The organism is Streptomyces sp. NPDC026522 (assembly GCF_055567555.1).
This window is the reverse complement of the sequence record NZ_JBVHQF010000002.1, coordinates 318,618-344,044: the sequence shown is the minus strand read 5'-3', so window position 1 is coordinate 344,044 and position 25,427 is coordinate 318,618. Positions and strand designations below refer to the sequence as shown.

The following is a 25,427-nucleotide window of genomic DNA, read 5'->3' as shown; positions in this document are numbered from 1 at the left end:
CTACGATGACCGCCATGATCGCTTTTGCCCCGGCCGCGGCGCTGTTCGTCTTCTTCTGCCTGAGTGTGCGGGAGGACCGCCGGCGCTTCCGGAACGCCGTCCTGCTGGGACTCACGTTCATCAGCCTGGCGCTGGGGCTGCTGTCGCGGATCGCGCAGCTGCCGCGGGGGCTCGCGGTGGCCCTGGTGGCCGCCGTGTTCCTGCTCCCGGCGGTGGGGGTGGTGGCGCTGGCCTGCTTCCTGGTCGCCAACGGGGTGACGATGGTGCGCAAGGAGGGCCGCAGCCTCGGCAACCTGCTGTCCATGCTGGCCGGGCTCGCGATCTTCGGGGTGCTCGCGCTGGCCCTGGTCACCGTGCTCAGCGGCTCGGGGAAGCTCGCCGGGATGACCGCGATGGTGGTGATGATCGCCGCGTACGTCTCGTTCCTCTTCCTCTGCTTCCTCGCCTACGCCTACCTCTACGGGCGGATCAAGGTGCGCGGCGACGTCGACTACGTGGTCATGCTGGGCTCCGGCCTGGTCGGCGGCGACCGCGTGCCGCCGCTGCTGGCCTCCCGGCTGCGCAAGGGCCGGCAGATCTACGAGGCCCAGCGCGCCCGGGGCGGCGCGGCGCCGGTGCTGCTGCCGTCGGGCGGGAAGGGGTCGGACGAGAAGGTCGCCGAGGCGCGGGCCATGGCGGACTGGCTGATCGCGGACGGGGTCCCCGCCGAGCACATCCGCCTGGAGGACCGGTCCCGTACGACGGAGGAGAACCTCTCCCTGAGCGCGGCGATCATGTCCGAGGCCACTCCGGGCTACCGGTGCGTGGTCGTGACCAACAACTTCCACGCCTTCCGCGCGGCCATGATGGCCCGCAAGGCCGGGGTCAACGGGCAGGTGCTGGGTTCGCCGACGGCCGCGTACTTCTGGCCGAGCGCGACGATCCGCGAGTTTGCGGCGGTGTTCATGGAGCACAAGGGGGTCAACCTGGCCGTCTGCGGGTCCCTGTTCGCGCTGGGTGTGGTGCTGACGCTGGTGGTGCACTGAGGGCGGCGCGGATCCGTGGTTGCCGACGTGCGTTCATGGCGCGGGCGCCGGAGGATGATGGGAAACGGGGACACCCCCGAGGAGGTACGCGATGGAACGTGAATCGGACCAGCAGCCCCAGCACGCGGACCGCCCGTCCAAGCTGTGGACCGGCGGCGAGCGGCCTTACGACCCCGAGGACCTCGTCATGGCGACGGGCGCCGACCCGACTCCGGAGCGGATCGAGAAGGCCCGGCAGATGATCGAGCGGGAGGGTCCTTCGGTCATCGAACGCTACCTGCCGTAAGTACGGGGCAGGTCCCGGACGCGCAACCACCCGGCGCCGGGCGTCGTTAGGCCGCGGGGGGCCTGAAGCCGGAGGACGCCGTGATGCAGACCGTCACCATCGACTGGGACCACCCCACCGACCCGGGACCGGGCCGCGCCCTGGACCACGTACGGGCCTACGTGGGCTCGGGGGGCCTCGACGGCCACCTCTGGCACGGAGTCCCGACCCTCCTGCTGACCACGGTCGACCGCGCCCGCGGCCGCACCGTGCGCACCCCGCTGATCTACGTCCGCGACGGCGGCCGGCACCTCGTCGTGGCCGCCGGCCGGGCCCCGGGCGCGCCGGTCCCGCAGTGGTACGCGCGCCTCACCGCCCACCCCGAGGTACGGCTCCAGGTCGGCGCGCTCTCCTGCCAGGCGCTGGCCCGCACGGCGGACGCGGTGGAGCGGGAGACCTACTGGGAGGCACTGACCGCGCTCTGGCCCGCGTACGAGGACCACCAGGCGGCCGCCGCGCCCGGCGGGGTGCCGCTGGTGATCCTGGACCGGTTCGATCACCCGTAAGGGTGACCGGTCCCCCGTACGGCGGTCGCGCGCACCCGTGCCGTGTTACCAACGGCTCGGAGGTGGGACCCCGTTGCGTGATGATCCCGGTACGCCGATCGCGGTGGGCGAGGTGCTGGCCGGCGCCCTGGCCGCGATCGGCGGGCCCGACGGGCGCGCGGGCCGCCCCGCCACGTGCCGCGACTGCGGCGGTGCCGCGCTGTGGCACCGCACGGGGCACGGCCGGTGGATCCTGATGCAGCCCGGGAGCGTGCCGTACCACCTGGTCCCGCCGGCCGGCCGCTACCGGATCGGCTCCGACGGCACGGCCGTGCACCTCGGCGCGGCCGCGCCCACCGACGACTGCCGGGTCACGCACTTCGACATCTGCCCGGCCCGCCCCGCCCCCCGCCACCCGTACCTGCGCCACCTCTGGCAGCACGCGGCGGCCCGCTGCGGCCGCTCGTAGCCGCCGCGGGGGTGACGAGCGCAACACCGGGACGGCCGGCGGGGCCGGAAAGAAAGTCGTTCCGCAGGGCGAAGTACGGGGTGGGCCACGGTTTCCAAGGAGGGTGCGGGCCTTGACCTCCGCATCTCCCGAAACAGGACAAACAGACCCGCAGGAAGGTGCGGGAATGAAGCGGCGCGACCGCCGCCGGGACCGTAAGCTCCCGTCATGCAGGTGATCCAGTCAACGAAACTCGCCAACGTCTGCTACGAGATCCGCGGACCCGTCCTCGAAGAGGCGATGCGGCTCGAAGCGGCAGGTCATCGCATCCTCAAGCTGAACACCGGCAACCCCGCGGCCTTCGGCTTCGAGTGCCCGCCGGAGATCCTCGAGGACATGCTCCGCAACCTGGGCACCGCCCACGGGTACGGGGACGCGAAGGGGCTGCTCTCCGCGCGGCGCGCGGTCATGCAGCACTACCAGACCAAGGGCATCGAGCTGGACGTCGAGGACGTCTACCTCGGCAACGGCGTCTCCGAGCTGATCCAGATGTCCATGCAGGCGCTGCTGGACGACGGGGACGAGGTACTGGTCCCGGCGCCGGACTACCCGCTGTGGACGGCCTCGGTCAGCCTGGCCGGCGGCACCGCCGTGCACTACCGGTGCGACGAGCAGTCCGACTGGATGCCGGACCTGGCCGACATCGAGCGCAAGATCACCGACCGCACCCGCGCGCTCGTGATCATCAACCCGAACAATCCGACCGGCGCCGTCTACGACGACGAGATGCTGCGTGGCCTGACCGACATCGCGCGCCGCCACAACCTGGTCGTCTGCTCGGACGAGATCTACGACCGGATCCTGTACGACGGGACCACCCACACGAACACCGCCGCGATCGCGCCGGACGTGCTGACCCTCACCTTCAACGGGCTCTCCAAGAACTACCGCGTCGCCGGGTACCGGGCCGGCTGGATGGCGGTCTGCGGCCCCAAGAAGCACGCCTCCTCGTACATCGAGGGCCTGACGATCCTGGCGAACATGCGGCTGTGCGCCAACATGCCGTCGCAGCACGCCGTCGCCACCGCGCTCGGGGGCCGCCAGTCGATCAACGACCTGGTGCTGCCCGGCGGGCGGCTGCGCGAGCAGCGCGACACGGCGTACGACCTGCTGACGCAGATCCCCGGCATCAGCTGCGTGAAGCCCAAGGGAGCGCTGTACCTGTTCCCGAAGCTGGACCCGGCGGTCCACAAGATCAAGGACGACCGGCAGATGGTCCTGGACCTGCTGCGGGCCGAGAAGATCATGGTGGTGCACGGCACCGGCTTCAACTGGCCGGAGCCCGACCACTTCCGGATCGTCACGCTGCCGAACACCAAGGACCTGGCGGACGCGGTCACCCGGATCGGGAACTTCCTGGACGGCTACGGCCAGCTCTAGGTCTGCTGCCGGCTCTCCGGGGACTCGCCGGAGACTTGAGTCTCGCCGGATCGAGCACAACTTTAGAACGGATCCAATGTAGGATGGTCTCCTGACCCCGCAGGAGGCCTCCTCATGTACGAGCCGATCCGCACCAAGTCGGTCGTCCACCGCATGCCCGGCGGCCGCACCGACTACCCGCACCGCAGCCGTGGCGAAGCCCTGGACATCCAGCTCGCCGGCCACCTCGCGGCGCTCCTCGCCGTCACCGACGAGCTCGGGCTCGGCGACGCCGCCGCCCGCATCGCCGACCAGGTCGCCCGGCTGCGCGGGGCCCGCCCCGCCCGGGCGGCCCACGAGCCGTCGGCCCACGACCGGTCGAAGGACCCCGCCGAGCTGCACCGCCGGGCCCACGACCTCGCCGGCCGGGCGCTGCTCGTCGCCGCGTCCCGGGCCGACACCACCGTCGCGATCCTCGCCGCCGAGCGCATGGACGCCCACGCCGCCGCCCTGGAGTCCCAGGACCGGGCCGGCGCCCACTGACGGCCCCGGTCCGGGGCCGCGGAGGCTCCGGACCGGGCGCCACACACCTCAGGGTGACGGCGTGAACTGCGCCGCCGCCACCCCGCACCACGGGACCCGCGCGGCCGGCCACACCGGCCCGACCGCTTCACCGCGTTCCACCGCCCCCGGGGCCACGCCCGGGATCCGTACCAGCGCCTGGGCCGCCCGGGTGCCCGGCGCCGGGTCCGCGCTCTCGCGGAACTCGACCGTGACGACGTAGGCCCCGCGGCCGGTGGCGCGCCCCGTCACCTCGACCGTCGCCACCACCCGTCGGCTCGCCGGTTCGACCCGGCACCCGGTGACGCGTACGTCCTGCACCGCCGGCCGCTCGGGTGGGACCGCGCCGGTCCCGCCGCCGCTGGCCCACACGTACAGGCCCAGCGGGGCGAACACCAGGAGCCCGGCCACCACCACCAGGCCGACCAGCCAGCCCTGCCACTTCAACGCGCTCACGCCCATGGCCCGATCCTTCCCGGCGCCCGCCCGGCCCACCAGCACCCGCGGTGTCACACAGCATTTCGAAGTGGGACCGCTTGGCCACCCGGCGTTCACCCAACCCGTCGCGGAATGTGGGTTTCCGCGAGCAGCCTGCATCCGTGAGACGCATCCTCGGAATCGCTCTGGCGGTCCTCCTGATCGGCGGCGTTGCCGCCGTCGTCGTCGGGGGGCTCGGACCGGACACCACGGCAACGAAGACCGTGCGCGGCGTCATCGGCTCGGAGAAGTCCGACTTCTTCCGTGACCCCGACGTCGTCAAGGCCCTCGCGGACAAGGGCTACACCGTCAAGACGGAGACCTCCGGCTCCTGGGCGATGAACCAGCTCGCCCTCAAGGAGTTCGACTTCGCCTTCCCCAGCAGCAGTGAACCCGCCAAGGAGATCGAGACCTCGGCAGGGCTGAAAGGAGCCCAGACGGCCCGGCCGTTCTTCTCGCCGCTCGTCGTACTCGCCCGCCCGGGCGCCGCGAAGGTGCTGGCCGACAACGGCCTGGCGAAGATGACCGGCAAGAACTCCGGCACCCTCCTGATGGGCCCCTACCTCAAGGCCGCCGCCGAGGACCGCACCTGGCAGCAGCTCCAGGGCAGTGCCCCCTACCCCGAACTGACGGGCACGGTGTTCATCAAGACCACCGATCCCGCCACCTCCAACTCGGGCGCGCTGTTCCTCGCCGCGACCTCCAACGTCGCCAACAACCAGAGCGTCGTCGCCGACGACGCGGGGATCGAGCGGACCGCGCCGCTGATGCGCAATCTGATCTCGGTCCAAGGGGCCCTGGAACCCAGCACGGACGACCCGTTCCGGGCCTTCGTCAGCGGCAGCGGCGAACCGCTGATCCTGGTGTACGAGGCCCAGGTCGCCTCGCTGCTGCTGCAGAAGCAGGGCGGCGCCGAAATCGACTCCATGGTGGTGCTCTACCCGGACACCACCGTCAACTCCCCCCACACCTTCGTGCCGATCAGCGACAAGGCCAAGGACCTCGGCTCGCTGCTGGCCACCGACCCGAAGCTGCGCGCCCTGGCCGTCCGGCACGGGTTCCGCCCGCAGGAGGGGGTGGCCGAGTTCACCGCCGCCACCGCCCCGCACGCCGCGTACCTCAACCCGGGCCTGACCGGCATCCGCCAGGTCGGCGCACCCACCGTGAAGATCCTGATGGCGCTGGCCGCGCGCGCCAAGGGCGAGTAGGGGGACCCGTATGACACTGACACCGCCCGAGGACGACGCGGGGGGCGCCCCGCTCGTCCTCACCGCACCCGAACCCGTCGCCCCCGTCCGGCGCGAGCAGGCCGCCGGACTGGTACCGCTGCGGGACGAGGTGCACGCCGAGATGGCCCGCCGGGCCGATGAGTACGTGGGCTCGCTCGCCGGGACCGACACCCGCTCGCCCGAGTTCGCGCAGCGCATCGAGGAGATCGGCCGTCTCGGCAGCGCCGACATCCGCACCGCCGCCCAGCAGTCCAACCGGATGCTGGAGCGGGCCGTGCGCTCCCTCGGCTCCGACGGCGGCGGCGACGCCCAGTCCCGGGTGGCCGGCTCGCTCGTGGAACTGCGGCGCACCGTGGAGGACCTGGACCCGCGGGACACGCCCGCCAAGGGGGTGCGCGGGCTGCTCGCGAAGCTGCCCGGCGGCAACCGGCTGCGCGACCACGTGGCCAAGTACGCCACCTCCCAGGCCACCCTCCACCGGATCGTCGGCGCACTGCGCGGCGGCCAGGACGAGCTGCGCCGGGACAACGCGGCCCTGCACACCGAACGGGCCCGCCTGTGGGAGACCATGGGCAAGCTCCAGGAGTACGCGGTGCTCACCGAGGCGCTGGACGCGGCCGTGCAGCAGCGCATCGCCGAGGCCGAGGCGGCCGACCCCGCACGGGCGGACGCGATGCGGGCCGACGTGCTGTTCCCCGTACGGCAGAAGCACCAGGACCTGCTCACCCAGCTGGCCGTCTGCGCGCAGGGCTACCTGGCGATGGACGTGGTGCGGCGCAACAACGACGAGCTCATCAAGGGCGTGGACCGGGCGGCGACCACCACGGTGTCGGCGCTGCGCATCGCGGTGATGCTGGCCTCGGCACTGGAGAACCAGCGCAAGGTCACCGAACAGGTCGACGGCCTGCGCGGCACCACCGAGGACCTGATCCGGGGCAACGCGGGGATGCTGGCCACGCAGAGCGGGGACATCCAGCGGATCGCGGCGGACCCGGCCGTGGGCGCGGAGACGCTGCGCGCGGCCTTCGCGCAGATCTACACGACGCTGGACGCGATCGACACCTTCAAGGTGGAGGCGACGGAGTCCATGGCGGCGACGGTGGAGTCCCTGACGGGCGAGTTGCAGAGCGCCTCGGCGTACCTGGCGCGCACCCGCACCGCCGGGGTCCTCGAAGGAGGGGTCCAGTGAGCGGCTCGCGGCTGCGCCGGGCGCTGTGGGCGGCGCTCGCGCTGACCACCCTGGCGGCGGCGACGGCCTGTACCTCCGAGGACCCGGCCCCCGCTCCGGGGAAGTCCGGCACTTCGCCGTACCGGCCGGGCACGCTGCGCGTGCTGGCGTCCAGCGAACTCTCCGACATGGAGCCGGTGCTGAAGGCCGCGAAGGCGGCCACCGGGGTGACCGTCGAGTTCACCTGGTCGGGCACGCTGGACGCGGCCGAGCAGGTGGCCTCCGGCAAGGCGGACGGGAAGTTCGACGCGATCTGGCTGTCCTCCAACGACTACCTGCGGCTGCGGCCCGAGGTGGCCGGGAAGCTGAGCAGCGAGACGCCGGTGATGTCCTCGCCCGTCGCGATCGGGGTCAAGCCGCAGGCGGTGGCCCGGCTGGGCTGGAAGCCCGAGGAAGTGACCTGGTCGGCGGTCCACGAGGCCGTCGCCGCCGGGAAGCTGACGTACGGGATGACCGATCCGGTGCGCTCCAACTCCGGTTTCTCCGCGCTGGTCTCGGTGGCCTCCGGGCTGTCGGGCGCGCAGGCGGCGCTGACGGAGGCGGACGTGGCGACGGCCCGGCCGAAGCTGAAGGAGTTCTTCACCGGGCAGAAGCTGACCTCCGGCTCCTCCGGCTGGCTGGCCACGGCGTACGGGCGGCGCGGCGACGTCGACGCGCTGGTCAACTACGAGTCGGTGCTGCTGTCGATGAACAGCGGGGCGAAGGAGCCCCTCACGGTGATCCGCCCGCGCGACGGGGTGGTCACGGCGCACTACCCGCTGACCCTGCTGTCCTCGGCGCCGGTCGGGGCGCGGGACGCGGGCCGGGCCCTGACGGAGTACCTGCGGGGTGTGGACGCGCAGAAGGCGATCACCGAGAAGACGTTCCGGCGCCCGGTGACCCCGGGGGTGGCCCCGGCCGCCGGACTGGGCGAGGAGAAGCGGCGCGAGCTGCCCTTCCCGGGCTCGCGGGCGGTCGCCGACGGGCTGCTGGCCTCGTACGAGAACGAACTGCGCCGGCCCTCGCGGACGGTGTACGTCCTGGACACCTCGGGCTCCATGGAAGACGAGAACCGGATCGGACGCCTGAAGTCGGCGCTGAGGGACCTGACGGGCACCGGCAGTTCGGGGCCGGGCCGGCGGTTCCGGGACCGCGAGGAGGTGACGCTGCTGCCCTTCGCCGACGAGGTGAAGAAGGTGCTCACGCACGTCGTGGAACCCGGCGATCCGGGGTCGGCCCTGGACGCCATCCGCAAGGACGTGGACGCGCTCGAACCGGAGGGCGGCACGGCCGTGTACGGCAGCCTCAAGGCGGCCTACCAGCACCTGGGGAAGGGGAACGCCGACGCGTTCACCTCGATCGTGCTGATGACCGACGGGCAGAGCGGGGACAAGGTGCAGGACTTCGACTCCTTCTACGCCGGGCTGCCGGACGGGCAGAAGCACACCCCCGTCTTCGCGGTGCTGTTCGGCGACTCCGACCGCAAGGAACTGACCCACATCAGCGAGCTGACGGGCGGCCGGCTGTTCGACGCGACCGGCACCAACGGCTCGCTGGACGGCGCGTTCGAGGAGATCCGTGGCTACCAGTAGCGGGAGCCGGGTGCTGGCCTACCTGGAGTCGGGGAAGAACCTGGCGGGCTGCGTGTGCGGGCTGGCCGGCGTGGGCCTGGCCCTGACCGGGTCGGCGGGGGGCTTCGGGCCGCTGGTGGTCCTGGCCCTGTACGGCGCGGGGGCGCTGCTGGCCCCGCCGCGGCGCGTCTCGCTGCCCGCCTTCCCGCCGCCGGCGCAGGAACTGGAGGCCTTGCGGGCGGACTTCGCCCGGCTCCGGGAGTACGTGGCGGAGGTGGAGCTGCCACCGGCGGCCGGGGGGAAGCTGAGTGAACTGCTGGAGCTGTACGAGGCGCTACTGGATCCTGGCTGGGTGGCGGAGGTACTGGCCACGGAGCCGGAGGCGGTGCACGCGCTGTCCCGGGCGATCCGGCTGGACGTCCCCGAATGCGTGGACAGCTACCACCGCACCCGCTGGTGGAACCGGCTCACCCCGGGCGGCGAGTCGCCGGAGCGGCACCTGGAGCGGCAGCTGTCCGCCCTGCTCGACGAGGCGGAACGCGTGACGGCGGGCCTCCGGGAAGCGGAGGCCCGCCGTCAGCAGACGCACACCACCTACCTGGAGGACCGGGGCCGGTCCTGACCGGGCAGGGAGGGCGGGATCAGCCCAGGCGCTCGACGAGCGCGTGGTACTGGTCCCACAGCTCCTTCGGCGTGTGGTCGCCGTAGGTGTTCAGGTGCTCGGGGACCAGGGCGGCCTCGTCGCGCCAGACCTCCTTGTCGACCGTCAGCAGGAACTCCAGGTCCTCGGCCGGGAGGTCGAGGCCCTCGGTGTCGAGGGAGTCCGCGGTCGGCAGGATGCCGATCGGGGTCTCGACGCCCTCGGCCCGGCCTTCGAGCCGCTCGACGACCCACTTGAGGACGCGGCTGTTCTCGCCGAACCCGGGCCACACGAACTTGCCCGCGTCGTTCTTGCGGAACCAGTTCACGTAGTAGATCTTCGGGAGCTTGGACTGGTCCTTGTCCTTGGCGACGTCGATCCAGTGGCCCATGTAGTCGCCCATGTTGTACCCGCAGAACGGCAGCATGGCGAAGGGGTCGCGGCGCAGCTCGCCGACCTTGCCCTCGGCGGCGGCGGTCTTCTCGGAGGCGATGTTCGAGCCGATGAAGACGCCGTGGTTCCAGTCGAAGGACTCGGTCACCAGCGGGACGGCGGAGGCGCGGCGGCCGCCGAAGAGGATCGCGGAGATCGGGACGCCCTTGGGGTCCTCCCACTCGGGGGCGATCGTCGGGCACTGCGAGGCCGGAACGGCGAAGCGGGCGTTGGGGTGGGCCGCCGGGGTCCCCGACTCGGGGGTCCAGTCGTTGCCCTTCCAGTCGATGAGGTGCGCGGGCGCCTCTTCGGTCATGCCCTCCCACCAGACGTCGGAGCCGTCCGGGGTGAGCGCGACGTTGGTGAAGACGGTGTTCGCGTACATCGTCTTCATGGCGTTGGCGTTGGTGTGCTCGCCGGTGCCGGGCGCGACGCCGAAGAAGCCGGCCTCGGGGTTGATCGCGTAGAGGCGGCCGTCCTCACCGAACCGCATCCAGGCGATGTCGTCGCCGATGGTCTCGACCGTCCAGCCGGGGATCGTGGGCTCCAGCATGGCCAGGTTCGTCTTGCCGCAGGCGCTCGGGAACGCGGCGGCGATGTACTTGGGGCCCTCGGCCTCACCCTGCGGCGGGGTGAGCTTGAGGATCAGCATGTGCTCGGCGAGCCAGCCCTCGTCGCGGGCCATGACGGAGGCGATGCGCAGCGCGTAGCACTTCTTGCCGAGCAGGGCGTTGCCGCCGTAGCCGGAGCCGAAGGACCAGATCTCGCGGGTCTCCGGGAAGTGCGAGATGTACTTGGTGGTGTTGCACGGCCACGGGACGTCGGCCTCGCCCTCGGCGAGCGGAGCGCCGAGGGTGTGGACGGCCTTGACGAAGAAGCCGTCGGTGCCGAGTTCGTCCAGGACGGCCTTGCCCATGCGGGTCATGGTGCGCATGGCGACCGCGACGTAGGCGGAGTCGGTGATCTCGACGCCGATCGCGGAGAGGTCGGAGCCGAGGGGGCCCATGCAGAAGGGCACGACGTACATCGTGCGGCCCTTCATGGAACCGCGGAAGATCCCCTTCTCCCCCGCGAACAGCTCCTTCATCTCGGAAGGGGCCTTCCAGTGGTTGGTCGGGCCCGCGTCCTCCTCCTTCTCGGAGCAGATGAAGGTCCGGTCCTCGACGCGCGCGACGTCGGAGGGGTCGGAGGCGGCGTAGTACGAGTTCGGGCGCTTGGCCGGGTCGAGCTTCCTGAACGTGCCCTTGGCGACGAGCTCCTCGCACAGGCGCTCGTACTCGGCCTCGGAACCGTCGCACCAGACGACCTGGTCCGGCTCGGTGAGGGCCGCGATCTCGTCGACCCAGGTGATGAGCTCCGTGTGGTTCGTCGGGACGGAAGTGGTGGGAGCCGCGTTGTCGCGCGCCACGATTGCTCCTTGTTGAGGGGTTTGTTTGGTGTATGCCCCGTGGGGGCTGCGACCCGGACGCTTCGCGCTCCGCTCATCCGGTGCCGACCGCACTCATCTGATCATCCGGTGCGTATGCGCATATGTCCAGAGGGGTTCTCACGTGAGCATCGCCACTCGCGTCAATCTTCCGTAAAGCGCATCAACGGAAACCTACGGACCCGTAGGTAGCATGTGCGGTATGACTTCTGACGCCACCGCCGTGGCCGAAACGGTCCCCGAGGTCCCCGCAGAGCTCAAACCGCTCATGCGCGGCTGGCTGCACACCGGAATGTTCCCCGCCGTGGTGGTCGCCGGCCTCGTGCTGATGGCCTTCACCGACTCCACCAGGGCACGAGTCGCCTGCGGCGTCTATGTGCTGACGGCCTGCCTGCTCTTCGGCGTGAGCGCCGTCTACCACCGCGGCACCTGGGGGCCGCGGGGGGAGGCCGTGCTGCGACGGCTCGATCACGCCAACATTTTCCTGATCATCGCAGGCACCTATACCCCGTTGACGGTGCTGCTCCTCCCCGACTCCACCGGACGGACGCTCCTGTGGGCGGTCTGGATCGCCGCCGCGGCCGGGATCGCCTTCCGCGTCTTCTGGGTCGGCGCACCGCGCTGGCTGTACACGCCCTGCTACATAGCGATGGGTTGGGCGGCCGTCTTCTTCCTGCCCGACTTCCTGCGGACCGGCGGCATCACGGTCCTGGTCCTCGTGATCGCCGGCGGCCTGCTCTACAGCGCCGGGGGCGTCATCTACGGGATGAAGCGCCCCAACCCCTCACCCCGCTTCTTCGGGTTCCACGAGGTCTTCCACTCGCTGACCCTCGCGGCGTTCGTCGCCCACTACGTCGGCATCTCCCTCGCCGCGTACCGGCACTGAGCCGGTCCGCCCCCCGGCCCGCCTGCGGGGCAGGTAGACGAGGGTCTCCGTCGCCACGAAACGCAGGACGAAGGTGGCGCCGAGCGCCAGGGCGGTGGCGGGCAGCACCGACAGCCCGAGCCGGGCGACGAACAGCGCGACCAGCGGGATCCGCAGCAGCAGGTCGGCGTTGGCGAGGACGGCGAAGCGGCCGAGCCGGTCCGCCCAGTGGCGGTGCCGACGCCGGTCGCGGAAGATCAGCAGCTCCACGAGGACGAAGTTCCACGCCACCCCGGCCTGGTTGGCGAGCACCACGGCCACGACGTAGTCCGCCCCGGCCCGGGTGAGCAGCCACAGCGCGGCGAGGTTCGGGGCGAAGCCGGACAGCCCGACCAGCCCGAAGCCGGTCAGGCGGACGAGCGGGCCCGCGGTGCGCAGCGCGGCCAGCCGCGCGCGCAGCCGCGGCACCGCGCGGGCGGTCGGCGGCCCGCTCAGGAGGTGACCGAGCCCAACTGCTCCGCGAGCTCGGCCGGTTCCGTCGTGGGCCGGGAGCAGACGAAGTGCCGGCAGACGTACGCGGTCGGCCGGTCCTCGACCAGCGCCCGGTCGGCCAGGAGCGGGAACTCGGCGCCACTGCCGTCCGCCCCGCGCGGCAGCCCCACCGCCACCACCGCCCCCGGAGCGGTGCCCAGCAGCGCCGTGCGGTGCAGCGCGGCCGTCGCCGGGTCCTGCGCGTGCCCGACGACGGCCACCTCGCGCGGCCCGTCCAGCAGCGCCTCGGCGACCGCGAGCCCGTGTCCGATGAACCGCGGCACGCGCGGCCCGAGGGCGTGCACCACCCCCAGCGCCCGCTCGGCCGCCGTGCGGTGCGCCTCGGACCCGGTGTGCGCGGCGTACGACAGCAGCGCCCCGGCGGCGGCGGTCCAGCCGGAGGGGGCCGCGGTGTCCGTGGGGTCCTGGGGCCGCCGGATCAGCTGCTCGGCGTCGTGCGCGGTGTCGTACAGGGAGCCGTCCTCGGCGGTGAACCGGTCCAGCACCAGGTCGAGGAGGAACCCGGCGAACTCCAGCCAGACCCCCTCGCCGGTGACGGCGCCCAGCGCCAGGAAGCCCTCGGCGACGTCGCCGTAGTCCTCCAGCACCCCCGCGTTGTTGCCCACCCGGCCGTCCTTGCTGGTCCGGGCCAGCCGGGCCTTGCCGTCCATGTGCACCCGGACCAGCAGGTCGGCGGCCTCGGTGGCCCGCTCGATCAGGTCGGGCCGCCCGAAGTACGCCCCGCACTCGGCGAGCGCCGCGACGGCCAGCCCGTTCCAGGCGGCGACGACCTTGTCGTCCCGGCCCGGCGCGGGCCGCCCGGCCCGCGCCGCGAGCAGCCGCTCCCTGATCGCGGCCGCCTTCGACGCGTCCAGCACGGGCCCCTCCTGCGGCAGCCGCAGCACGGAGGTGCCGTGCTCGAAGTTCCCCTCGTCGCTCACCCCGAAGTACCCGGCGGCCAGCAGCCCGTCGTCCTCGCCGAGCACCTCGGTCAGCTGCGCGGGGGTCCAGGCGTAGTACGCGCCCTCCACGTGCTCGCCGGTGGCCGGGTCCGCGCTGTCCGCGTCGAGCGCGGAGGCGAAGCCGCCCTCGCGGGTGCGCAGCTCGCGGACCATGAAGTCGGCGGTCTCCAGCGCCACGCGCCGGGCGAGGTCCGACCCGGTGGCCCGCCACAGGTGCGCGTACACCCGGCACAGGAGCGCGTTGTCGTAGAGCATCTTCTCGAAGTGCGGCACCACCCAGTCCCGGTCCACGGAGTACCGGGCGAACCCGCCGCCCAGCTGGTCGTAGATCCCGCCGCGGGCCATGGCCTCGCAGGTGTCGGCCGCCATCTGCAGGGCGCCCTCGGAGCCGGTGCGGGCGTGGTGGCGCAGCAGGAACTCCAGCACCATGGACGGCGGGAACTTCGGCGCCCCGCCGAACCCGCCGCGGGTGGCGTCGTACTCCCGGGTCAGCGCGAGCAGCGCCTGCGCCAGCTCCTCGGGGCCGGGCGCGCCGGCCTTCCCGTAGTCGAGCTTGCGTCCGGCGAGGTCCCGCACGACGCGCTGCGCGACATCGGCCACCTCCTCGCGGCGCCCGTCCCAGGCGGTGTGCACGCCTTCGAGCACCTGCGTGAAGGAGGGCATCCCGTGCCGCGGCTCGGGCGGGTAGTAGGTGCCGAAGTAGAACGGCTCGGCGTCGGGAGTCATGAACACCGTCATCGGCCAGCCACCCTGCCCGGTGGCGGCCTGCACGGCCTCCATGTACACGGCGTCGACGTCGGGCCGCTCCTCCCGGTCGACCTTGATGTTCACGAAGTGCTCGTTCATGTACGCGGCGGTCGGCTCGTCTTCGAACGATTCGTTGGCCATGACATGACACCAGTGGCAACTCGCGTAGCCGACGCTCAGCAGCACCGGCAGGCCCCGCTCCCGCGCCTCCTCGAAGGCCTCCGAGGACCAGGGCCACCAGTCGACGGGGTTGTCTGCGTGCTGGAGCAGGTACGGCGAGGTCTCGTTCGCGAGGCGGTTCGACATGGCACCCATCCTGCCGCAAGCCGCGCCGAGGGCCCGGTGACCGGGCCCTCGGACCGCCGTTTCGGGGACCCTCGGCCACGGGTTCCCATCGCCGGGCCGGGCGGTGCATATATGCGGCGTGGGGGGCGGTGGGTTGTCAACTCCCTCTGATCTAGCTCAGATTGCTCGCACTCGTGGGGGTCCCGCAGGACACTTGGGGCTCGTTGCCGGAGCTCTCTGAGGGGATGCCGATGCGGGACAGCCATCGCGGTGAGGCCGAGCGACTGTTGGAGCGGGCCGTGGCGGAGGAGGTGCGGCGGGCGCCGGTGGACGGGGCGGCGCTGCTCGCGCGCGGCCGGGAGGCGCTGGAGCAGATCGCGGCGGCCGCCGCCGAGGAGTACGAGGCGTACGTACGGGCCCTGGACGAGGCGGCGGCCGGCGAGGAGTCGCTGGCCGAGGCGTTCCGGCGGGCCAACACCTCCACCGCCCTGCTGGTGACCGGTGTCGCCGCGGCGGCCGCCGCCGGGGCGGACCTGGCCTTCGGCGTGGCGGCCGGGACCGCCCTCGGCGCGGGCCTGGTCGCGGGCGTCGCCGGGGCCGCCGCGACGGTGGCCAAGGTGACGGCCCTGCACCTGCCGGCCGCGAACCGGCGGGCCGGGGTGCTGGGGCGGCCGGGCGGCGCCGAGCAGCTGCGGCTCCACTGGCTGTCGGTGCTTGAGGTGCGCGGGATCCGGCCCTTCCTGGAGCAGCAGCGACTGGTGGCCGCGGCGGTGCGGGCCGGCTCGCGCGGCCCGGGCGGGGCGGGCGGCGGTGTCGTCGGCCTGGCCAAGCAGGCCGCCGGCGGGACCGGGCCGGCGCTGCGCGGTACGGACCGCAGCGCGCAGGCCCGCCGGCGCAGCGCGCTGGAGCAGTCCTTCGGGCAGCTCCCGCAGCCGGAGGCGGTGTTCGCGGGGCGGCGGGCGGAGCTGGCCCGGATCGTGCAGTGGGTCCAGGCGGCCCGGGCCGGCACCGAGACCCGGCCGGTGGTGGTGGTGCTGCACGGCGAGCCGGGTTCGGGCCGCACCGCCCTGGCGCTGCGGGCGGCGCACGCGCTGCGGGACCAGTTCCGCGGGGCCTGCGTGGTGGACCTGCGGGGCGGGGCGGCCGAGGCGGGCCAGGCCCCGCTGCCGACCCGCGAGGCGCTGCTGCACCTGCTGAACCGGCTCGGTGCCCCGCGCGAGCAGCTGCTGTTCCGCGAGGGAGCGTCGGCGGAGCAGCAGGTGCGGCGCCTGGGCGAGCTGTACCACCAGCACCTGCGGGGGCAGCCGGTGACGGTGGTCCTGGACGACGCGGTGGACCCGGCGCAGGTCCGCGCGCTGGTGCCGGAGCGCTCGGAGAGCCTGGTGCTGGTGACGGCGGCCGGCCCGCTGGAGCTGCCGGCGGACCTCGCGGCGTGGGTGCACCAGCTGCCGGTGCCGCGGCTGGCCGGCCCGGAGGCCGCCGAGCTGGTCCGGGCGGCGGCCGGGGCCGCGGGCGGGGCCCCGTACGACGAGGGGGCGGAGGGGGCGCTGCTGGAACTCGGCGCCGGGCTGCCGCTGGCGCTGCGGGTGCTGGCCCCGCTGGGCGAGGTGCCGGGGCCGGGCACCGGGCTGGAAGCGGCGCTGGCCTCGGCGTACGAACGCCTGCCCGAGGAGCGGCGGCGGCTGCTGCGGCGGCTCACCCTGGCGGGGCGCGCCTCGCTCGGCCCGTCGGCGGCGGCCGCGCTGATCGACGCCGACCTGGTGGAGGCCGGGCGGCTGCTGCGCGAACTGGCGGACGCCGGGCTGCTGGACCACGTACGCGGGGAGCGGTACCGGATGCACGACGCCGTGCGCGCGTACGCGGCGGCGCGGCTGGCGGCGGACGAGGACCGGGCGCAGTCGGCGGCGGCGCACGAGCGGCTGATCCGCAACTACGCGCACCTCGCCGACTCGGTGATCCGGATGGTCGACGGGAAGATGTCGACGCGGGCCCACCACTTCGGCGGGCACGGCTTCGCCTCCCTGGACGCCGCGCTGCGCTGGCTGGACGACGAGTCGAGCTTCATCACGGCGGCGCTGCGGCATTCCGAGGACGTGGACCAGCAGGCGGTACTGGACCTGCTGGGCGCGCTCTGCGACTTCTGCCTGCTGCGCGGGGACCTCTACCGGCTCGGCGAGATCAACGAGCTGGCCCGGACCGTGGAGGGCGCCCGGCCCGGCCCGGACGGGCGGCTGGCGCGCTCGGTGCAGTGGCGTACCGGGATCGCGGCGCGCCAGCTCGGTGACCTGGACAAGGCCCGCACCACCCTGACGTCGGTGGTCGACCAGTACATGGAGGCCAGGCAGGAGGCGGGCGCGGCGATGGCACTGGTCTCGCTCGGCATCACGCTGCACCACCAGGGCAATCTCCCGGAGGCGGCGGCCCGGCTGCGCGAGGCGCTGGCCTTGCAGGAGGCGGACGAGCTGGCGGGCGACCGGGCGTGGGGCCTGCACGCGCTGGCGGCGGTGGAGCGGGACCGGGGGCTGCTCGCCGAGGCGCTGATCCTGCTGGAGCGGTCCCTGGTGCTGCACCGGGACAGCGAGAGCGTGCACGGCGAGGCGTGGGCGCACTTCCAGCTGGGGCAGGTGTACCTGCGGCTGGGCGAGCCGGAGCGGGCCGAGGCCGAGCTGGACCTGGCCCTGGAGCTGTACGGGCGTACCCGCGACGACCGCGGCGAGGCGTGGGCGCTGACCCAGCTGGGGCGGGCCCGGGTCTTCGCCGGGGAGCCGGAGCCGGCGCTGGAGCGGCTGCGCGACGCGCTGGCCCGCCACCGGCTGGCGGAGGACGCGCGGGGCGAGGCATGGACGCTGTACTACCTGGGGCAGGCGCTGGAGGAGGGCGGCGAGCGGGACGCGGCGGTGCGGGAGCTGGAGCGGGCCCGGGCGATGTTCTCGCGGATGCGGGACGTGTACGGGCTGGCGCACGCCCGGCACCACTCGGGCCGGGTGACCCGCGACCAGCGGGCGGCCCGGACGGGGAACCTGCGCAACTCCGGCTACGCCCGGCAGCTGCTGGTGGACGCGCGGGCGGACTTCCGGCGGATCGGTCTGGCGCACGGCGAGGCGTGGACGTGCCTGGAGCTGGCGGTCGTGGACGCGGGCAACGACCGGGTGCCGCAGGCGCTGGAGCTGTGCGAGGACGCGGCGCGGCTGTTCGTCTCGTACGGGGACCTGCGCGGCGAGGACTGGGCCCGGTTCCTGCGGTGCACGCTGCTGCCGTACGCGGTGCCGGCGGACCCGCAGGACGCGGCGGCGGAACTGGCCCGGCTGGCGGCGGCGCCGCATCCGCTGCGGGACGGCCGGCTGGCGGACTGCCTGGACTCCTACGCGGTGATCCTGGGCCGGGGTGTGGACCCGGCGGAGGGCTGGCAGGCGTGGCGCCTGGGCCTGGTGCCGAACCTGCACTCCCGGGAGGTCATGGGCGTGCGCGTGCCGTGACCCCGCCCGGCGGGGGCGGGGTCACGGCGGCAGCGCGGCGGCTACGGCTTGCGGGGTTCCGGGGCGGAGGCGGCCGGCTCGGGCGCCTCCTGGAAGTCGACCCGGCCCATGTGCCGGCTCATGGACTTCATCAGGCCCCACACCCCGAGGGCGAGGGCGGCGAACACGATGAAGCCCAGGAGCCCGGGCGTCACCTTGTTCTTGTCGAAGGTGTCGGCGGCCAGCGGAAGGAGCTGGGTGACTGCTGCCTGCGTAGCGCTCATAGCTACGCATTCTCCCGGATGCCCGCGAAGAGGTCGGACTCGGGGAGGGAAGTGTCCACGAGCGACTTCGCCAGCTCGTACTCCTCGGTGGGCCAGACCTCCTTCTGGAGGTCCATCGGGACGCGGAACCAGCCACCGTCGGGGTCGATCTGGGTGGCGTGCGCGATGAGGGCCTTGTCACGGATCTCGAAGAAGTCGGCGCACGGTACGTGCGTGGTCAGCGTCCGCTCCGTGCGCTCGAACTCCTTCCAGCGCTCCAGCCACTCCCCGTACGGGGACTCCATGCCGCGGGCGAGCAGCGCCTCGTGCAGGGCGATGGTGCGCGGCTTGTTGAAGCCCTGGTTGTAGTAGAGCTTCTGCGGCTGGTAGGCCGGGCCGAACTCGGCCTCGGGGTACTTCTCGGTGTCGGCCGCGCCGTCGAAGGCGGCCATGGTGACCTTGTGGGTCATGATGTGGTCGGGGTGCGGGTACCCGCCGTTCTCGTCGTAGGTGGTGATCACCTGCGGCCGGAAGGCGCGGATCTTCTTCACCAGGCGGCCGGCGGCCTCGTCGACGTCCGCGAGCGCGAAGCAGCCCTCGGGCAGCGGCGGCAGCGGGTCGCCCTCGGGCAGCCCGGAGTCGACGTAGCCGAGCCACTCCTGCTCGATGCCGAGGATCTCGCGCGCCTCGTCCATCTCCTTGGCGCGCACCTCGTGGATGTGTTCCTCGATGTACTTGTCGCCCTGGAGCTTGGGGTTCAGGATCGAGCCGCGCTCGCCACCGGTGCAGGTCACGACGAGGACGGGCACCCCCTCGGACACGTACTTGGCCATGGTGGCCGCGCCCTTGCTCGACTCGTCGTCGGGGTGGGCGTGGACGGCCATCAGTCGAAGCTGCTCGGTCAAGACAGGATCCTCTGTGATTCGTCAGGGCGAAGGCTTCTATAGTGACCGAATCGGGGGACGGAAAATTCCTGGGGTGGGATCCGGCGGCGGAGCCGCTCCCCGGCCCGCTGGGCCCTCTCGAAAGGATCGGTCGATGAGCACGGTGCGCGAGGGACTGCCCGAGGGCCGGTACGGCCGTTCGGCGGACGAGCGGGCGGACCGGAAGCTCAAGATCGTCGGCTCGGTGCTCGGGGTCGCGCTGCTGGGCGTCGTCGGCTGGATCGGCTGGGACTACGTGGCCGGGCAGAGCGTGAGCGCCGAGGTGATCAAGTTCCAGATCGTCTCGGCGAGCGAGGTGAAGGTCCACCTGGAGGTGCGCAAGGACGCCGCCGTCACCGGGGTGTGCACCCTCAGCTCGCAGGACAAGGACCACGGCGAGGTCGGCCGGGCCGATTTCACCTTCGCGCAGCGCGACACGCGCGTGGACGAGGTCGTCTCGCTCAAGACGACGGGGCGCGCGACGATGGTGGAGCTGGTGGGCTGCCAGGCGGCTGCCGCACGCTGATCCGGCCGGTGCGCGGGGGGCTCCGTGACTGGCGATGACACACTTCATACGGAAGGTGTCCTCCCCCTTTTCTTCCCGAATTGTTAGGCTCGTGGTTTCGCCCGCCGCTGGCGGCTTTGTAGTCCCCTGTACCGACGAGGAGCACCCGTGACCCAGACGAGCGAGAGCGTCACCTGGCTGACCCAGGCGGCGTACGACCAGCTGAAGGCGGAGCTGGACTACCTCTCTGGTCCTGCCCGCACGGAGATCGCGGCGAAGATCGCGGCCGCGCGCGAGGAGGGCGACCTCCGGGAGAACGGCGGCTACCACGCGGCCAAGGAGGAGCAGGGCAAGCAGGAACTGCGCGTGCGCCAGCTGACGCAGCTGCTGGAGAACGCCAAGGTCGGCACCGCCCCCGCCTCGGACGGCGTGGTGGCCCCCGGCACCCTCGTCAAGATCGCCTTCGACGGCGACGAGGACGACACCATGGAGTTCCTGCTGGCCTCGCGCGAGTACGCGTCCTCGGACTTCGAGACGTACTCCCCGCAGTCCCCGCTGGGCATGGGCGTGATGGGCAAGACGATCGGCGAGAACGCCGAGTACGAGCTGCCGAACGGCAAGAAGGCGGCCGTCAAGATCCTCGACGTCAAGCCGTTCACCGGCTGATCACCCCCCTTCGTACGCGTGAACGCCCGGCCGGAACATCCGGCCGGGCGTTCCCGCGTATCAGGCGCGTATCCGGGGGCGGCCGGCTAAGCCGTCGCCGAGCGGTACTTGCGGACCGCGAGCGTCCGGAACACCACGACGATCAGTACGGACCAAAGGACGGACGCGAGGACCGGGTGCTGCATCGGCCAGGCGGCCGGGGCGGGGTAGCCGGGCGGCAGGTTGCCGAAGAGTTCGCGGGCCGCGAGGACGGTCGCGCTGAACGGGTTCCACTCGGCGATGTGCCGCAGGAAGTCCGGCATGTTGTCGGAGGGGACGAACGCGATCGAGATGAAGGTGAGCGGGAACAGCCAGATCAGCCCGCCCGAGGTGGCCGCCTCGGGGGTGCGCACGGACAGGCCGATGAGGGCGCCGATCCAGGAGAAGGCGTACCCGAGCAGGAGCAGCAGGCCGAAGCCCGCCAGTACCTTGCCGAGGTTCTCGTGGGTGCGCCAGCCGACGAGCAGGGCGACCACGGCCAGGACGACCACCGTGAGGGCGGTCTGGACGAGGTCGGCCAGGGTGCGGCCGGTCAGGACCGCGCCGCGGGCCATGGGCAGCGAGCGGAAGCGGTCGATCAGGCCCTTGTGCATGTCGTCGGCGATGCCCGCGCCCGCCCCGGCCGTGGCGAAGGTGACGGTCTGGGCGAAGATGCCGGCCATCAGGAACTCGCGGTAGGCGGCGGGCGAGGTGCTGCCGCCGACGCTGATCGAGCCGCCGAAGACGTAACTGAAGAGCACGACGAACATGATCGGCTGGATCACCCCGAAGATGATCACCTCGGGGATGCGGGACATCCGGATGAGGTTCCGCTTGGCGATGACCAGGGAGTCCCTGGCGCCTTGGACCAGGCCGCCGCGCGGCCGCGGCGCCGCGAGTTCCGGGATCGGGGACGGGATGGTGGCGCTCACTTCACGGCCTCCTTGCGCGCCTTGCCCTTGCGTCCCTTCGCGGCGGCGGGTTCCGCTTCGCCGTCCGGGCCCGTGCCGCCGCCGCCGTTGTCCTCGTCGGCGAGTTCGGCCGCGTGGCCGGTGAGGGAGATGAACACGTCGTCCAGGGTGGGGCGGCGCAGGCCGATGTCGTCGATCTCGATGCCGCGTCCGTCGAGTTCGCGGATGACCTCGGCGAGCAGCTTGGCGCCCCCGGTGACCGGGACGGTCAGCTTGCGGGTGTGGGCCTCGACGGTGGTCTCGCCCTTGCCGAAGCCGGCGAGCACGGCGCGGGCCTCGGCCATGTGCTCCCGCTCGTGCACGACGACCTCGACGCGCTCGCCGCCGATCCGCGCCTTGAGCTGGTCGGAGGTGCCGCGGGCGATGACCTTGCCGTGGTCGACCACGGCGATGTCGTGCGCGAGGCGGTCGGCCTCTTCCAGGTACTGGGTGGTGAGCAGCAGGGTGGTGCCGCCGACCACGAGTTCCCGGATGACGTCCCACAGCTGCTGGCGGTTGCGGGGGTCCAGGCCGGTGGTCGGCTCGTCCATGAACATCACGGGCGGGCGGACCACGAGGGCGGCGGCGAGGTCCAGCCGCCTGCGCATGCCGCCGGAGTAGGTCTTGGCCGTGCGGTCGGCGGCGTCGGCGAGGTTGAAGCGTTCCAGCAGTTCGGCGGCGCGGGCCTTGGCCGCCTTGGAGCTCATCTGGTACAGCTGGCCGACCATCTGGAGGTTCTCGCGGCCGGTGAGGTACTCGTCGACCGCCGCGAACTGGCCGGAGAGTCCTATGGAGCGGCGGACTTCGTTGGGGTGCTTGAGTACGTCGATCCCGGCGACGACGGCCGTGCCGCTGTCGGGCCGGAGCAGCGTGGTGAGGACGCGCACGGTCGTGGTCTTGCCCGCGCCGTTCGGACCGAGGAGGCCGAGAACGGTTCCTTCCGGGACGTCGAGGTCCACGCCGTCCAGTGCCCGTACCTTGCCGAAGGCCTTGACCAGGCCTTCGGCGTAGATGGCGCCTGGCATATGGATTCTCCCTGTGCGAATCAGGTGTTTCCTCAGCAAATCCTATGGTCGGGGCGCGGGCGCCGACCGGCTTTCCGCACAGGTGGGGCGGCGGGCCGGGCGGCCGGGCTCCGGCCGGGGCCCAAGGTATCGCGTTATATCGCGTCTCGCCAGGGGTACGGCTCGGCCGCCCGTGAGCGGCGGCTCCGGCTCAGCCGCCGATGACCGTGTAACCCGCGCCGTGCAGCGACCGCGCGACCTCCGCGCAGTGTTCCGGCCCCTTGGTCTCCAGGTGCAGCTCGACCTCCACCTCGGTGAGGCCGAGCCTCGGGTCGGTCCGTACGTGGCTCACGTCCAGCACGTTCGCGTCGACCACCGACAGCACGCCCAGCAGTCCGGCCAGCGCCCCCGGCCGGTCGGCGACGCGCAGCCGCAGGGAGAGGTAGCGGCCCGCCGCCGCCATGCCGTGCCGCAGGATCCGCTGGAGCAGCAGGGGGTCGATGTTGCCGCCGGACAGGACGGCCACGACGGGGCCCGCGCCGTACAGTTCGGGCTCGCTCAGCAGGGCCGCCACCGGGCTGCACCCGGCCGGCTCGACCACCAGCTTCGCCCGCTCCAGGCAGAGCAGCAGGGCGCTGGAGAGCGCGTCCTCCGACACCGTACGGACCTCGTCGAGCAGCTCGGCGATGATCTGGAACGGGACGTCCCCCGGGCGGCCGACCTTGATGCCGTCCGCCATGGTGACCGGGCGGTCGATGGAGACGGGGTGCCCGGCCTTGAGCGAGGGCGGATACGCGGCGGCGCCCGCCGCCTGGACGCCGACGACCCGTACGTCCGGGCGCAGCGCCTTCACCGCGACGGCGATCCCGGCGGCGAGGCCACCGCCGCCGACGCCGACCAGGATGGTCCGCACCTCCGGGCACTGCTCCAGGATCTCCAGGCCGACGGTGCCCTGGCCGGCGATGATGTCGCGGTGGTCGAAGGGGTGGATGAACACCGCCCCGGTACGGTCCGCGTACTCCTGGGCGGCGGCCAGGGTCTCGTCGACGACCTGGCCGTGCAGCCGTACCTCGGCGCCGTACTCCCGGGTCGCGGCCACCTTCGGCAGGGGCGCCCCGACGGGCATGAACACCGTCGAGCGGACCCCGAGCAGCGTGGAGGCCAGGGCGACGCCCTGCGCGTGGTTGCCCGCACTGGCCGCGACGACACCGGCGGCGCGCTCCTCGGGGCGCAGCCCGGCGATGCGCACGTACGCCCCGCGCAGCTTGAAGGAACCCGTCCGCTGGAGGTTCTCGCACTTGAAGTGGACCGGGGAGCCGGTCAGGCCGGAAAGGTGCCGACTGCCCTCCATGGGGGTCACCCGCGAGACACCCGCCAGCATCTTCTGGGCACCCCGCACGTCGTCGAGGATGACCTGCGGCAGTGGCTGGGGGACGCGATAGCTCATGCGCCCAGTCTCCCAGCCGGTCCGCCCGGCGGCTGGCCCGAGGAACGGCCCCGGGCCGGGCCCGGTCGGAACGGAGTCGGGCCGGGCCCCGAACGGCACCGGCGATATCTCGCCATGCGGGACGGCGCCGGGGCGGCGGTCGCGGGAGGGCGTACCAGTTCTCGTACGGGGCGTACGGGCCGCAGTGGGGGCGCGTACTCTGTCCCCCATCCTTGTCGGACCCACGCGAAGAGAGCCCACGGCCATGCCCTCCATCCCGGCCAGTTCCGACCTGTCCCCGGCGGCCGAAACGCCCGCCGAAGCCGGTCTCCTCGACGCGCTCCAGCACCAGGTGGCGGTCTTCGCCCGCCGGGCGGAGCAGACCCGTCTCGGTGGGGTGGGCCAGGCCCGCAACTCGATGGACCGCGCCGCCTACCTGCTGCTGAACCGGCTGGACCTGGAAGGGCCCATGGGCGTCAAGGCGCTCGCGGGCGGCATGGGCATCGACTCCTCCACCGTCACCCGGCAGGTCGCCCCGCTCGTCGACGGCGGCCTGGTCAAGCGCACCTCCCACCCCGAGGACGGCCGGGCCGTGGTGCTCGCGCTGTCCGCACGCGGGCAGGCGCGGCTGGAGGAAGTGCGCTCCTCGCGGCGGGAGCTGATGGCCCGGGTCACGCAGGACTGGACCGAGGAGGAGCGCGAGGCGTTCACCGGGCTGCTGACCCGGTTCAACGTGTCGCTGTCGGAGCTGATGGCCTCCGTCGCGGACGCGGGCCCGGCGTCCTGAACCCGCCGGGCCGGGCGCGCGCGCAGCCGGCCCCGTCCCGCCCCTTGACCGGGGTGGTCCCCCCGGCCGCACCATATGGGCCATGGCGGCTGTCGACCACCGGACGGGGACCTTCGCGGAGTTCGAGGCGTTCGTCGCGGGCGCGGCGGGCCGGCTCCTGCACGTCGCGGTCCTGCTGACGGCCGAGCCGGAGGGCGACCCGCCCACCGCGCGCCGGCTCCTCGCGGGCGCGCTGGCCCGGACGTACGCGCACTGGCGCCGGCTGCGCGCGGACGACCCGTACGACTTCACCCGGCGACAGCTGTGCGCCTCGTACGCCCGCACCGCCTGGCGGCACCCCGGCGGCAGCGGGCTGCTCGCGCCGCTGAGCCCGCAGGAGCGGCTGGTGCTGGTGCTGCGGGTGTACGAGGGCGTCGCGGAGGAGGTCACGGCCGCGCAGCTGGGGCTGCCGCCCGAGCGGGTGGCGGCGCTGCGCGGCGGGGCCCTCGCCAAGCTGCGCGCCGCGGCGGCCGACGGGGGCAGCACGCCGTGAGCGGGTTCCCGGACCCCAAGGAGGACCAGGTCAGGCGGCTGCTGGAGGGCCCGCACCCGCCGGTGCCGTCCGGGCTGGCGACGGCAGCCGCGGCTCGTGGTGCCCGGCTGCTGCGCCGCTACCGCGCGGTACGGCGGTTCGGCTGGGCGGTGCTCCTCGCGGCGGCCGCGGCGTTCACGGTGTGGGCCGTCGTGACCCGCCCGTGGGTGACGCCGCCGAGCGGTGTCTCCCCGCCCCTGGAGGGCTGGTAGCCACCGCCCGGC

25 protein-coding genes and 1 pseudogene are annotated in these 25,427 nt (G+C 72.9%); 17 read left to right on the top strand and 9 right to left on the bottom strand.

Annotated elements, in window-relative coordinates; genetic code table 11:
* The first annotated feature begins 14 nt into the window (after positions 1 to 14).
* The 6 genes from ACZ4M3_RS06145 (at position 15) to ACZ4M3_RS06120 (ending at position 4,245) form a co-directional block, all read left to right on the top strand.
* Positions 15 to 1,025 carry a YdcF family protein gene (locus tag ACZ4M3_RS06145; protein ID WP_467730438.1) on the top strand — a complete coding sequence of 337 codons (1,011 nt, stop codon included), beginning with the start codon at positions 15 to 17 and terminating at the stop codon, positions 1,023 to 1,025.
* A 91-nt stretch (positions 1,026 to 1,116) separates the two neighbouring features.
* The gene (locus ACZ4M3_RS06140; protein WP_467730437.1) at positions 1,117 to 1,311 is read left to right on the top strand and encodes a hypothetical protein; all 195 of its coding nucleotides are present in this window, start codon (positions 1,117 to 1,119) and stop codon (positions 1,309 to 1,311) included.
* An 83-nt stretch (positions 1,312 to 1,394) separates the two neighbouring features.
* A complete protein-coding gene (locus ACZ4M3_RS06135) occupies positions 1,395 to 1,856 on the top strand; it encodes a nitroreductase/quinone reductase family protein (RefSeq protein WP_467730436.1) in 462 nt (153 codons plus the stop codon).
* Positions 1,857 to 1,929: 73 nt separating this feature from the next.
* The gene (locus tag ACZ4M3_RS06130) at positions 1,930 to 2,304 is read left to right on the top strand and encodes a DUF6083 domain-containing protein (protein ID WP_467730435.1); all 375 of its coding nucleotides are present in this window, start codon (positions 1,930 to 1,932) and stop codon (positions 2,302 to 2,304) included.
* A gap of 207 nt (positions 2,305 to 2,511) precedes the next feature.
* Positions 2,512 to 3,723, top strand: a complete 1,212-nt coding sequence (locus ACZ4M3_RS06125) for a pyridoxal phosphate-dependent aminotransferase (protein ID WP_467730434.1) — start codon at positions 2,512 to 2,514, stop codon at positions 3,721 to 3,723.
* Positions 3,724 to 3,837: 114 nt separating this feature from the next.
* Entirely contained in the window at positions 3,838 to 4,245 is a 408-nt protein-coding gene (locus ACZ4M3_RS06120) for an SCO4983 family protein (RefSeq protein WP_467730433.1), read from the top strand.
* A 48-nt stretch (positions 4,246 to 4,293) separates the two neighbouring features.
* Here the strand turns inward: ACZ4M3_RS06120 and ACZ4M3_RS06115 are convergent, their stop codons facing one another.
* Positions 4,294 to 4,719 (bottom strand): hypothetical protein, encoded by a 426-nt coding sequence (locus ACZ4M3_RS06115; protein ID WP_467730432.1) that lies wholly within the window; start codon positions 4,717 to 4,719, stop codon positions 4,294 to 4,296.
* A 143-nt stretch (positions 4,720 to 4,862) separates the two neighbouring features.
* On the opposite strand from ACZ4M3_RS06115, the gene ACZ4M3_RS06110 reads away from it, so the two are divergent.
* From ACZ4M3_RS06110 to ACZ4M3_RS06095, 4 genes are read left to right on the top strand one after another with little or no spacing between them, the layout of a single operon-like run.
* Positions 4,863 to 5,948: a hypothetical protein gene (locus tag ACZ4M3_RS06110; protein WP_467730431.1), complete on the top strand. Its 1,086-nt coding sequence runs from the start codon at positions 4,863 to 4,865 to the stop codon at positions 5,946 to 5,948.
* 10 nt (positions 5,949 to 5,958) lie between these two features.
* Positions 5,959 to 7,158 carry a toxic anion resistance protein gene (locus ACZ4M3_RS06105; RefSeq protein ID WP_467730430.1) on the top strand — a complete coding sequence of 400 codons (1,200 nt, stop codon included), beginning with the start codon at positions 5,959 to 5,961 and terminating at the stop codon, positions 7,156 to 7,158.
* On the top strand, positions 7,155 to 8,768 hold the full coding sequence (locus tag ACZ4M3_RS06100; protein WP_467730429.1) for a substrate-binding domain-containing protein: 1,614 nt from the start codon (positions 7,155 to 7,157) through the stop codon (positions 8,766 to 8,768). Before ACZ4M3_RS06105 ends, ACZ4M3_RS06100 begins: the two co-directional genes overlap by 4 nt.
* On the top strand, positions 8,755 to 9,369 hold the full coding sequence (locus ACZ4M3_RS06095; RefSeq protein WP_467730428.1) for a hypothetical protein: 615 nt from the start codon (positions 8,755 to 8,757) through the stop codon (positions 9,367 to 9,369). Before ACZ4M3_RS06100 ends, ACZ4M3_RS06095 begins: the two co-directional genes overlap by 14 nt.
* A gap of 19 nt (positions 9,370 to 9,388) precedes the next feature.
* On the opposite strand, the gene ACZ4M3_RS06090 is transcribed toward ACZ4M3_RS06095, so the two are convergent.
* A complete protein-coding gene (locus ACZ4M3_RS06090) occupies positions 9,389 to 11,227 on the bottom strand; it encodes a phosphoenolpyruvate carboxykinase (GTP) (RefSeq protein WP_467730427.1) in 1,839 nt (612 codons plus the stop codon).
* A 220-nt stretch (positions 11,228 to 11,447) separates the two neighbouring features.
* Between ACZ4M3_RS06090 and trhA the strand changes: the two genes are divergently transcribed.
* A complete protein-coding gene (gene trhA, locus ACZ4M3_RS06085; RefSeq protein ID WP_467730426.1) occupies positions 11,448 to 12,131 on the top strand; it encodes a PAQR family membrane homeostasis protein TrhA in 684 nt (227 codons plus the stop codon).
* Here trhA and ACZ4M3_RS06080 read toward each other — a convergent pair.
* Positions 12,030 to 12,590, bottom strand: a pseudogene (locus ACZ4M3_RS06080) (GtrA family protein); the annotation flags it as partial. The gene trhA and the pseudogene ACZ4M3_RS06080 overlap by 102 nt on opposite strands.
* Positions 12,591 to 12,601: 11 nt before the next feature.
* Positions 12,602 to 14,656 carry a thioredoxin domain-containing protein gene (locus ACZ4M3_RS06075; RefSeq protein WP_467730425.1) on the bottom strand — a complete coding sequence of 685 codons (2,055 nt, stop codon included), beginning with the start codon at positions 14,654 to 14,656 and terminating at the stop codon, positions 12,602 to 12,604.
* Between the two features lie 230 nt (positions 14,657 to 14,886).
* Between ACZ4M3_RS06075 and ACZ4M3_RS06070 the strand changes: the two genes are divergently transcribed.
* Positions 14,887 to 18,111: a tetratricopeptide repeat protein gene (locus ACZ4M3_RS06070; protein WP_467730424.1), complete on the top strand. Its 3,225-nt coding sequence runs from the start codon at positions 14,887 to 14,889 to the stop codon at positions 18,109 to 18,111.
* Positions 18,112 to 18,152: 41 nt separating this feature from the next.
* Here the strand turns inward: ACZ4M3_RS06070 and ACZ4M3_RS06065 are convergent, their stop codons facing one another.
* Together ACZ4M3_RS06065 and mca are read right to left on the bottom strand one after the other, a co-directional pair.
* Positions 18,153 to 18,374 (bottom strand): hypothetical protein, encoded by a 222-nt coding sequence (locus ACZ4M3_RS06065; protein ID WP_453409241.1) that lies wholly within the window; start codon positions 18,372 to 18,374, stop codon positions 18,153 to 18,155.
* Between the two features lie 2 nt (positions 18,375 to 18,376).
* Positions 18,377 to 19,258 carry a mycothiol conjugate amidase Mca gene (gene mca / locus ACZ4M3_RS06060; RefSeq protein WP_467730423.1) on the bottom strand — a complete coding sequence of 294 codons (882 nt, stop codon included), beginning with the start codon at positions 19,256 to 19,258 and terminating at the stop codon, positions 18,377 to 18,379.
* Positions 19,259 to 19,391: 133 nt separating this feature from the next.
* Between mca and ACZ4M3_RS06055 the strand changes: the two genes are divergently transcribed.
* Complete coding sequence (locus ACZ4M3_RS06055) at positions 19,392 to 19,802, top strand: DUF4307 domain-containing protein (protein WP_467730422.1); 411 nt, start codon at positions 19,392 to 19,394, stop codon at positions 19,800 to 19,802.
* A 147-nt stretch (positions 19,803 to 19,949) separates the two neighbouring features.
* Complete coding sequence (gene greA, locus ACZ4M3_RS06050; protein ID WP_361310152.1) at positions 19,950 to 20,447, top strand: transcription elongation factor GreA; 498 nt, start codon at positions 19,950 to 19,952, stop codon at positions 20,445 to 20,447.
* Between the two features lie 86 nt (positions 20,448 to 20,533).
* On the opposite strand, the gene ACZ4M3_RS06045 is transcribed toward greA, so the two are convergent.
* The 3 genes from ACZ4M3_RS06045 to ilvA form a co-directional block, all read right to left on the bottom strand.
* Complete coding sequence (locus ACZ4M3_RS06045; RefSeq protein WP_467730813.1) at positions 20,534 to 21,385, bottom strand: ABC transporter permease; 852 nt, start codon at positions 21,383 to 21,385, stop codon at positions 20,534 to 20,536.
* Between the two features lie 8 nt (positions 21,386 to 21,393).
* Positions 21,394 to 22,440, bottom strand: coding sequence for an ATP-binding cassette domain-containing protein (locus ACZ4M3_RS06040; RefSeq protein WP_467730421.1), 1,047 nt, complete (start codon positions 22,438 to 22,440; stop codon positions 21,394 to 21,396).
* A 190-nt stretch (positions 22,441 to 22,630) separates the two neighbouring features.
* Positions 22,631 to 23,866, bottom strand: a complete 1,236-nt coding sequence (ilvA, locus tag ACZ4M3_RS06035) for a threonine ammonia-lyase (protein ID WP_467730420.1) — start codon at positions 23,864 to 23,866, stop codon at positions 22,631 to 22,633.
* A gap of 244 nt (positions 23,867 to 24,110) precedes the next feature.
* Between ilvA and ACZ4M3_RS06030 the strand changes: the two genes are divergently transcribed.
* The 3 genes from ACZ4M3_RS06030 to ACZ4M3_RS06020 all read left to right on the top strand — a co-directional run bounded on the left by ACZ4M3_RS06030 (position 24,111) and on the right by ACZ4M3_RS06020 (position 25,415).
* The gene (locus ACZ4M3_RS06030) at positions 24,111 to 24,632 is read left to right on the top strand and encodes a MarR family winged helix-turn-helix transcriptional regulator (RefSeq protein ID WP_467730419.1); all 522 of its coding nucleotides are present in this window, start codon (positions 24,111 to 24,113) and stop codon (positions 24,630 to 24,632) included.
* A gap of 82 nt (positions 24,633 to 24,714) precedes the next feature.
* Entirely contained in the window at positions 24,715 to 25,164 is a 450-nt protein-coding gene (locus tag ACZ4M3_RS06025) for a sigma factor-like helix-turn-helix DNA-binding protein (protein ID WP_467730418.1), read from the top strand.
* A complete protein-coding gene (locus tag ACZ4M3_RS06020) occupies positions 25,161 to 25,415 on the top strand; it encodes a hypothetical protein (protein ID WP_467730417.1) in 255 nt (84 codons plus the stop codon). Before ACZ4M3_RS06025 ends, ACZ4M3_RS06020 begins: the two co-directional genes overlap by 4 nt.
* The last annotated feature ends 12 nt before the right edge of the window (positions 25,416 to 25,427 follow it).

Coding starts and splice junctions, on each gene's coding strand:
- ACZ4M3_RS06075 (WP_467730425.1), bottom strand. CDS start 14,656: ATGTCGAACCGCCTCGCGAACGAGACCTCGCCGTACCTGCTCCAGCAC.
- ACZ4M3_RS06140 (WP_467730437.1), top strand. CDS start 1,117: ATGGAACGTGAATCGGACCAGCAGCCCCAGCACGCGGACCGCCCGTCC.
- ACZ4M3_RS06040 (WP_467730421.1), bottom strand. CDS start 22,440: ATGCCAGGCGCCATCTACGCCGAAGGCCTGGTCAAGGCCTTCGGCAAG.
- ACZ4M3_RS06120 (WP_467730433.1), top strand. CDS start 3,838: ATGTACGAGCCGATCCGCACCAAGTCGGTCGTCCACCGCATGCCCGGC.
- ACZ4M3_RS06025 (WP_467730418.1), top strand. CDS start 24,715: ATGGCGGCTGTCGACCACCGGACGGGGACCTTCGCGGAGTTCGAGGCG.
- ACZ4M3_RS06055 (WP_467730422.1), top strand. CDS start 19,392: ATGAGCACGGTGCGCGAGGGACTGCCCGAGGGCCGGTACGGCCGTTCG.
- ACZ4M3_RS06070 (WP_467730424.1), top strand. CDS start 14,887: ATGCGGGACAGCCATCGCGGTGAGGCCGAGCGACTGTTGGAGCGGGCC.
- ACZ4M3_RS06125 (WP_467730434.1), top strand. CDS start 2,512: ATGCAGGTGATCCAGTCAACGAAACTCGCCAACGTCTGCTACGAGATC.
- ACZ4M3_RS06135 (WP_467730436.1), top strand. CDS start 1,395: ATGCAGACCGTCACCATCGACTGGGACCACCCCACCGACCCGGGACCG.
- ACZ4M3_RS06105 (WP_467730430.1), top strand. CDS start 5,959: ATGACACTGACACCGCCCGAGGACGACGCGGGGGGCGCCCCGCTCGTC.
- ACZ4M3_RS06030 (WP_467730419.1), top strand. CDS start 24,111: ATGCCCTCCATCCCGGCCAGTTCCGACCTGTCCCCGGCGGCCGAAACG.
- ACZ4M3_RS06145 (WP_467730438.1), top strand. CDS start 15: ATGATCGCTTTTGCCCCGGCCGCGGCGCTGTTCGTCTTCTTCTGCCTG.
- ACZ4M3_RS06065 (WP_453409241.1), bottom strand. CDS start 18,374: ATGAGCGCTACGCAGGCAGCAGTCACCCAGCTCCTTCCGCTGGCCGCC.
- ilvA (WP_467730420.1), bottom strand. CDS start 23,866: ATGAGCTATCGCGTCCCCCAGCCACTGCCGCAGGTCATCCTCGACGAC.
- trhA (WP_467730426.1), top strand. CDS start 11,448: ATGACTTCTGACGCCACCGCCGTGGCCGAAACGGTCCCCGAGGTCCCC.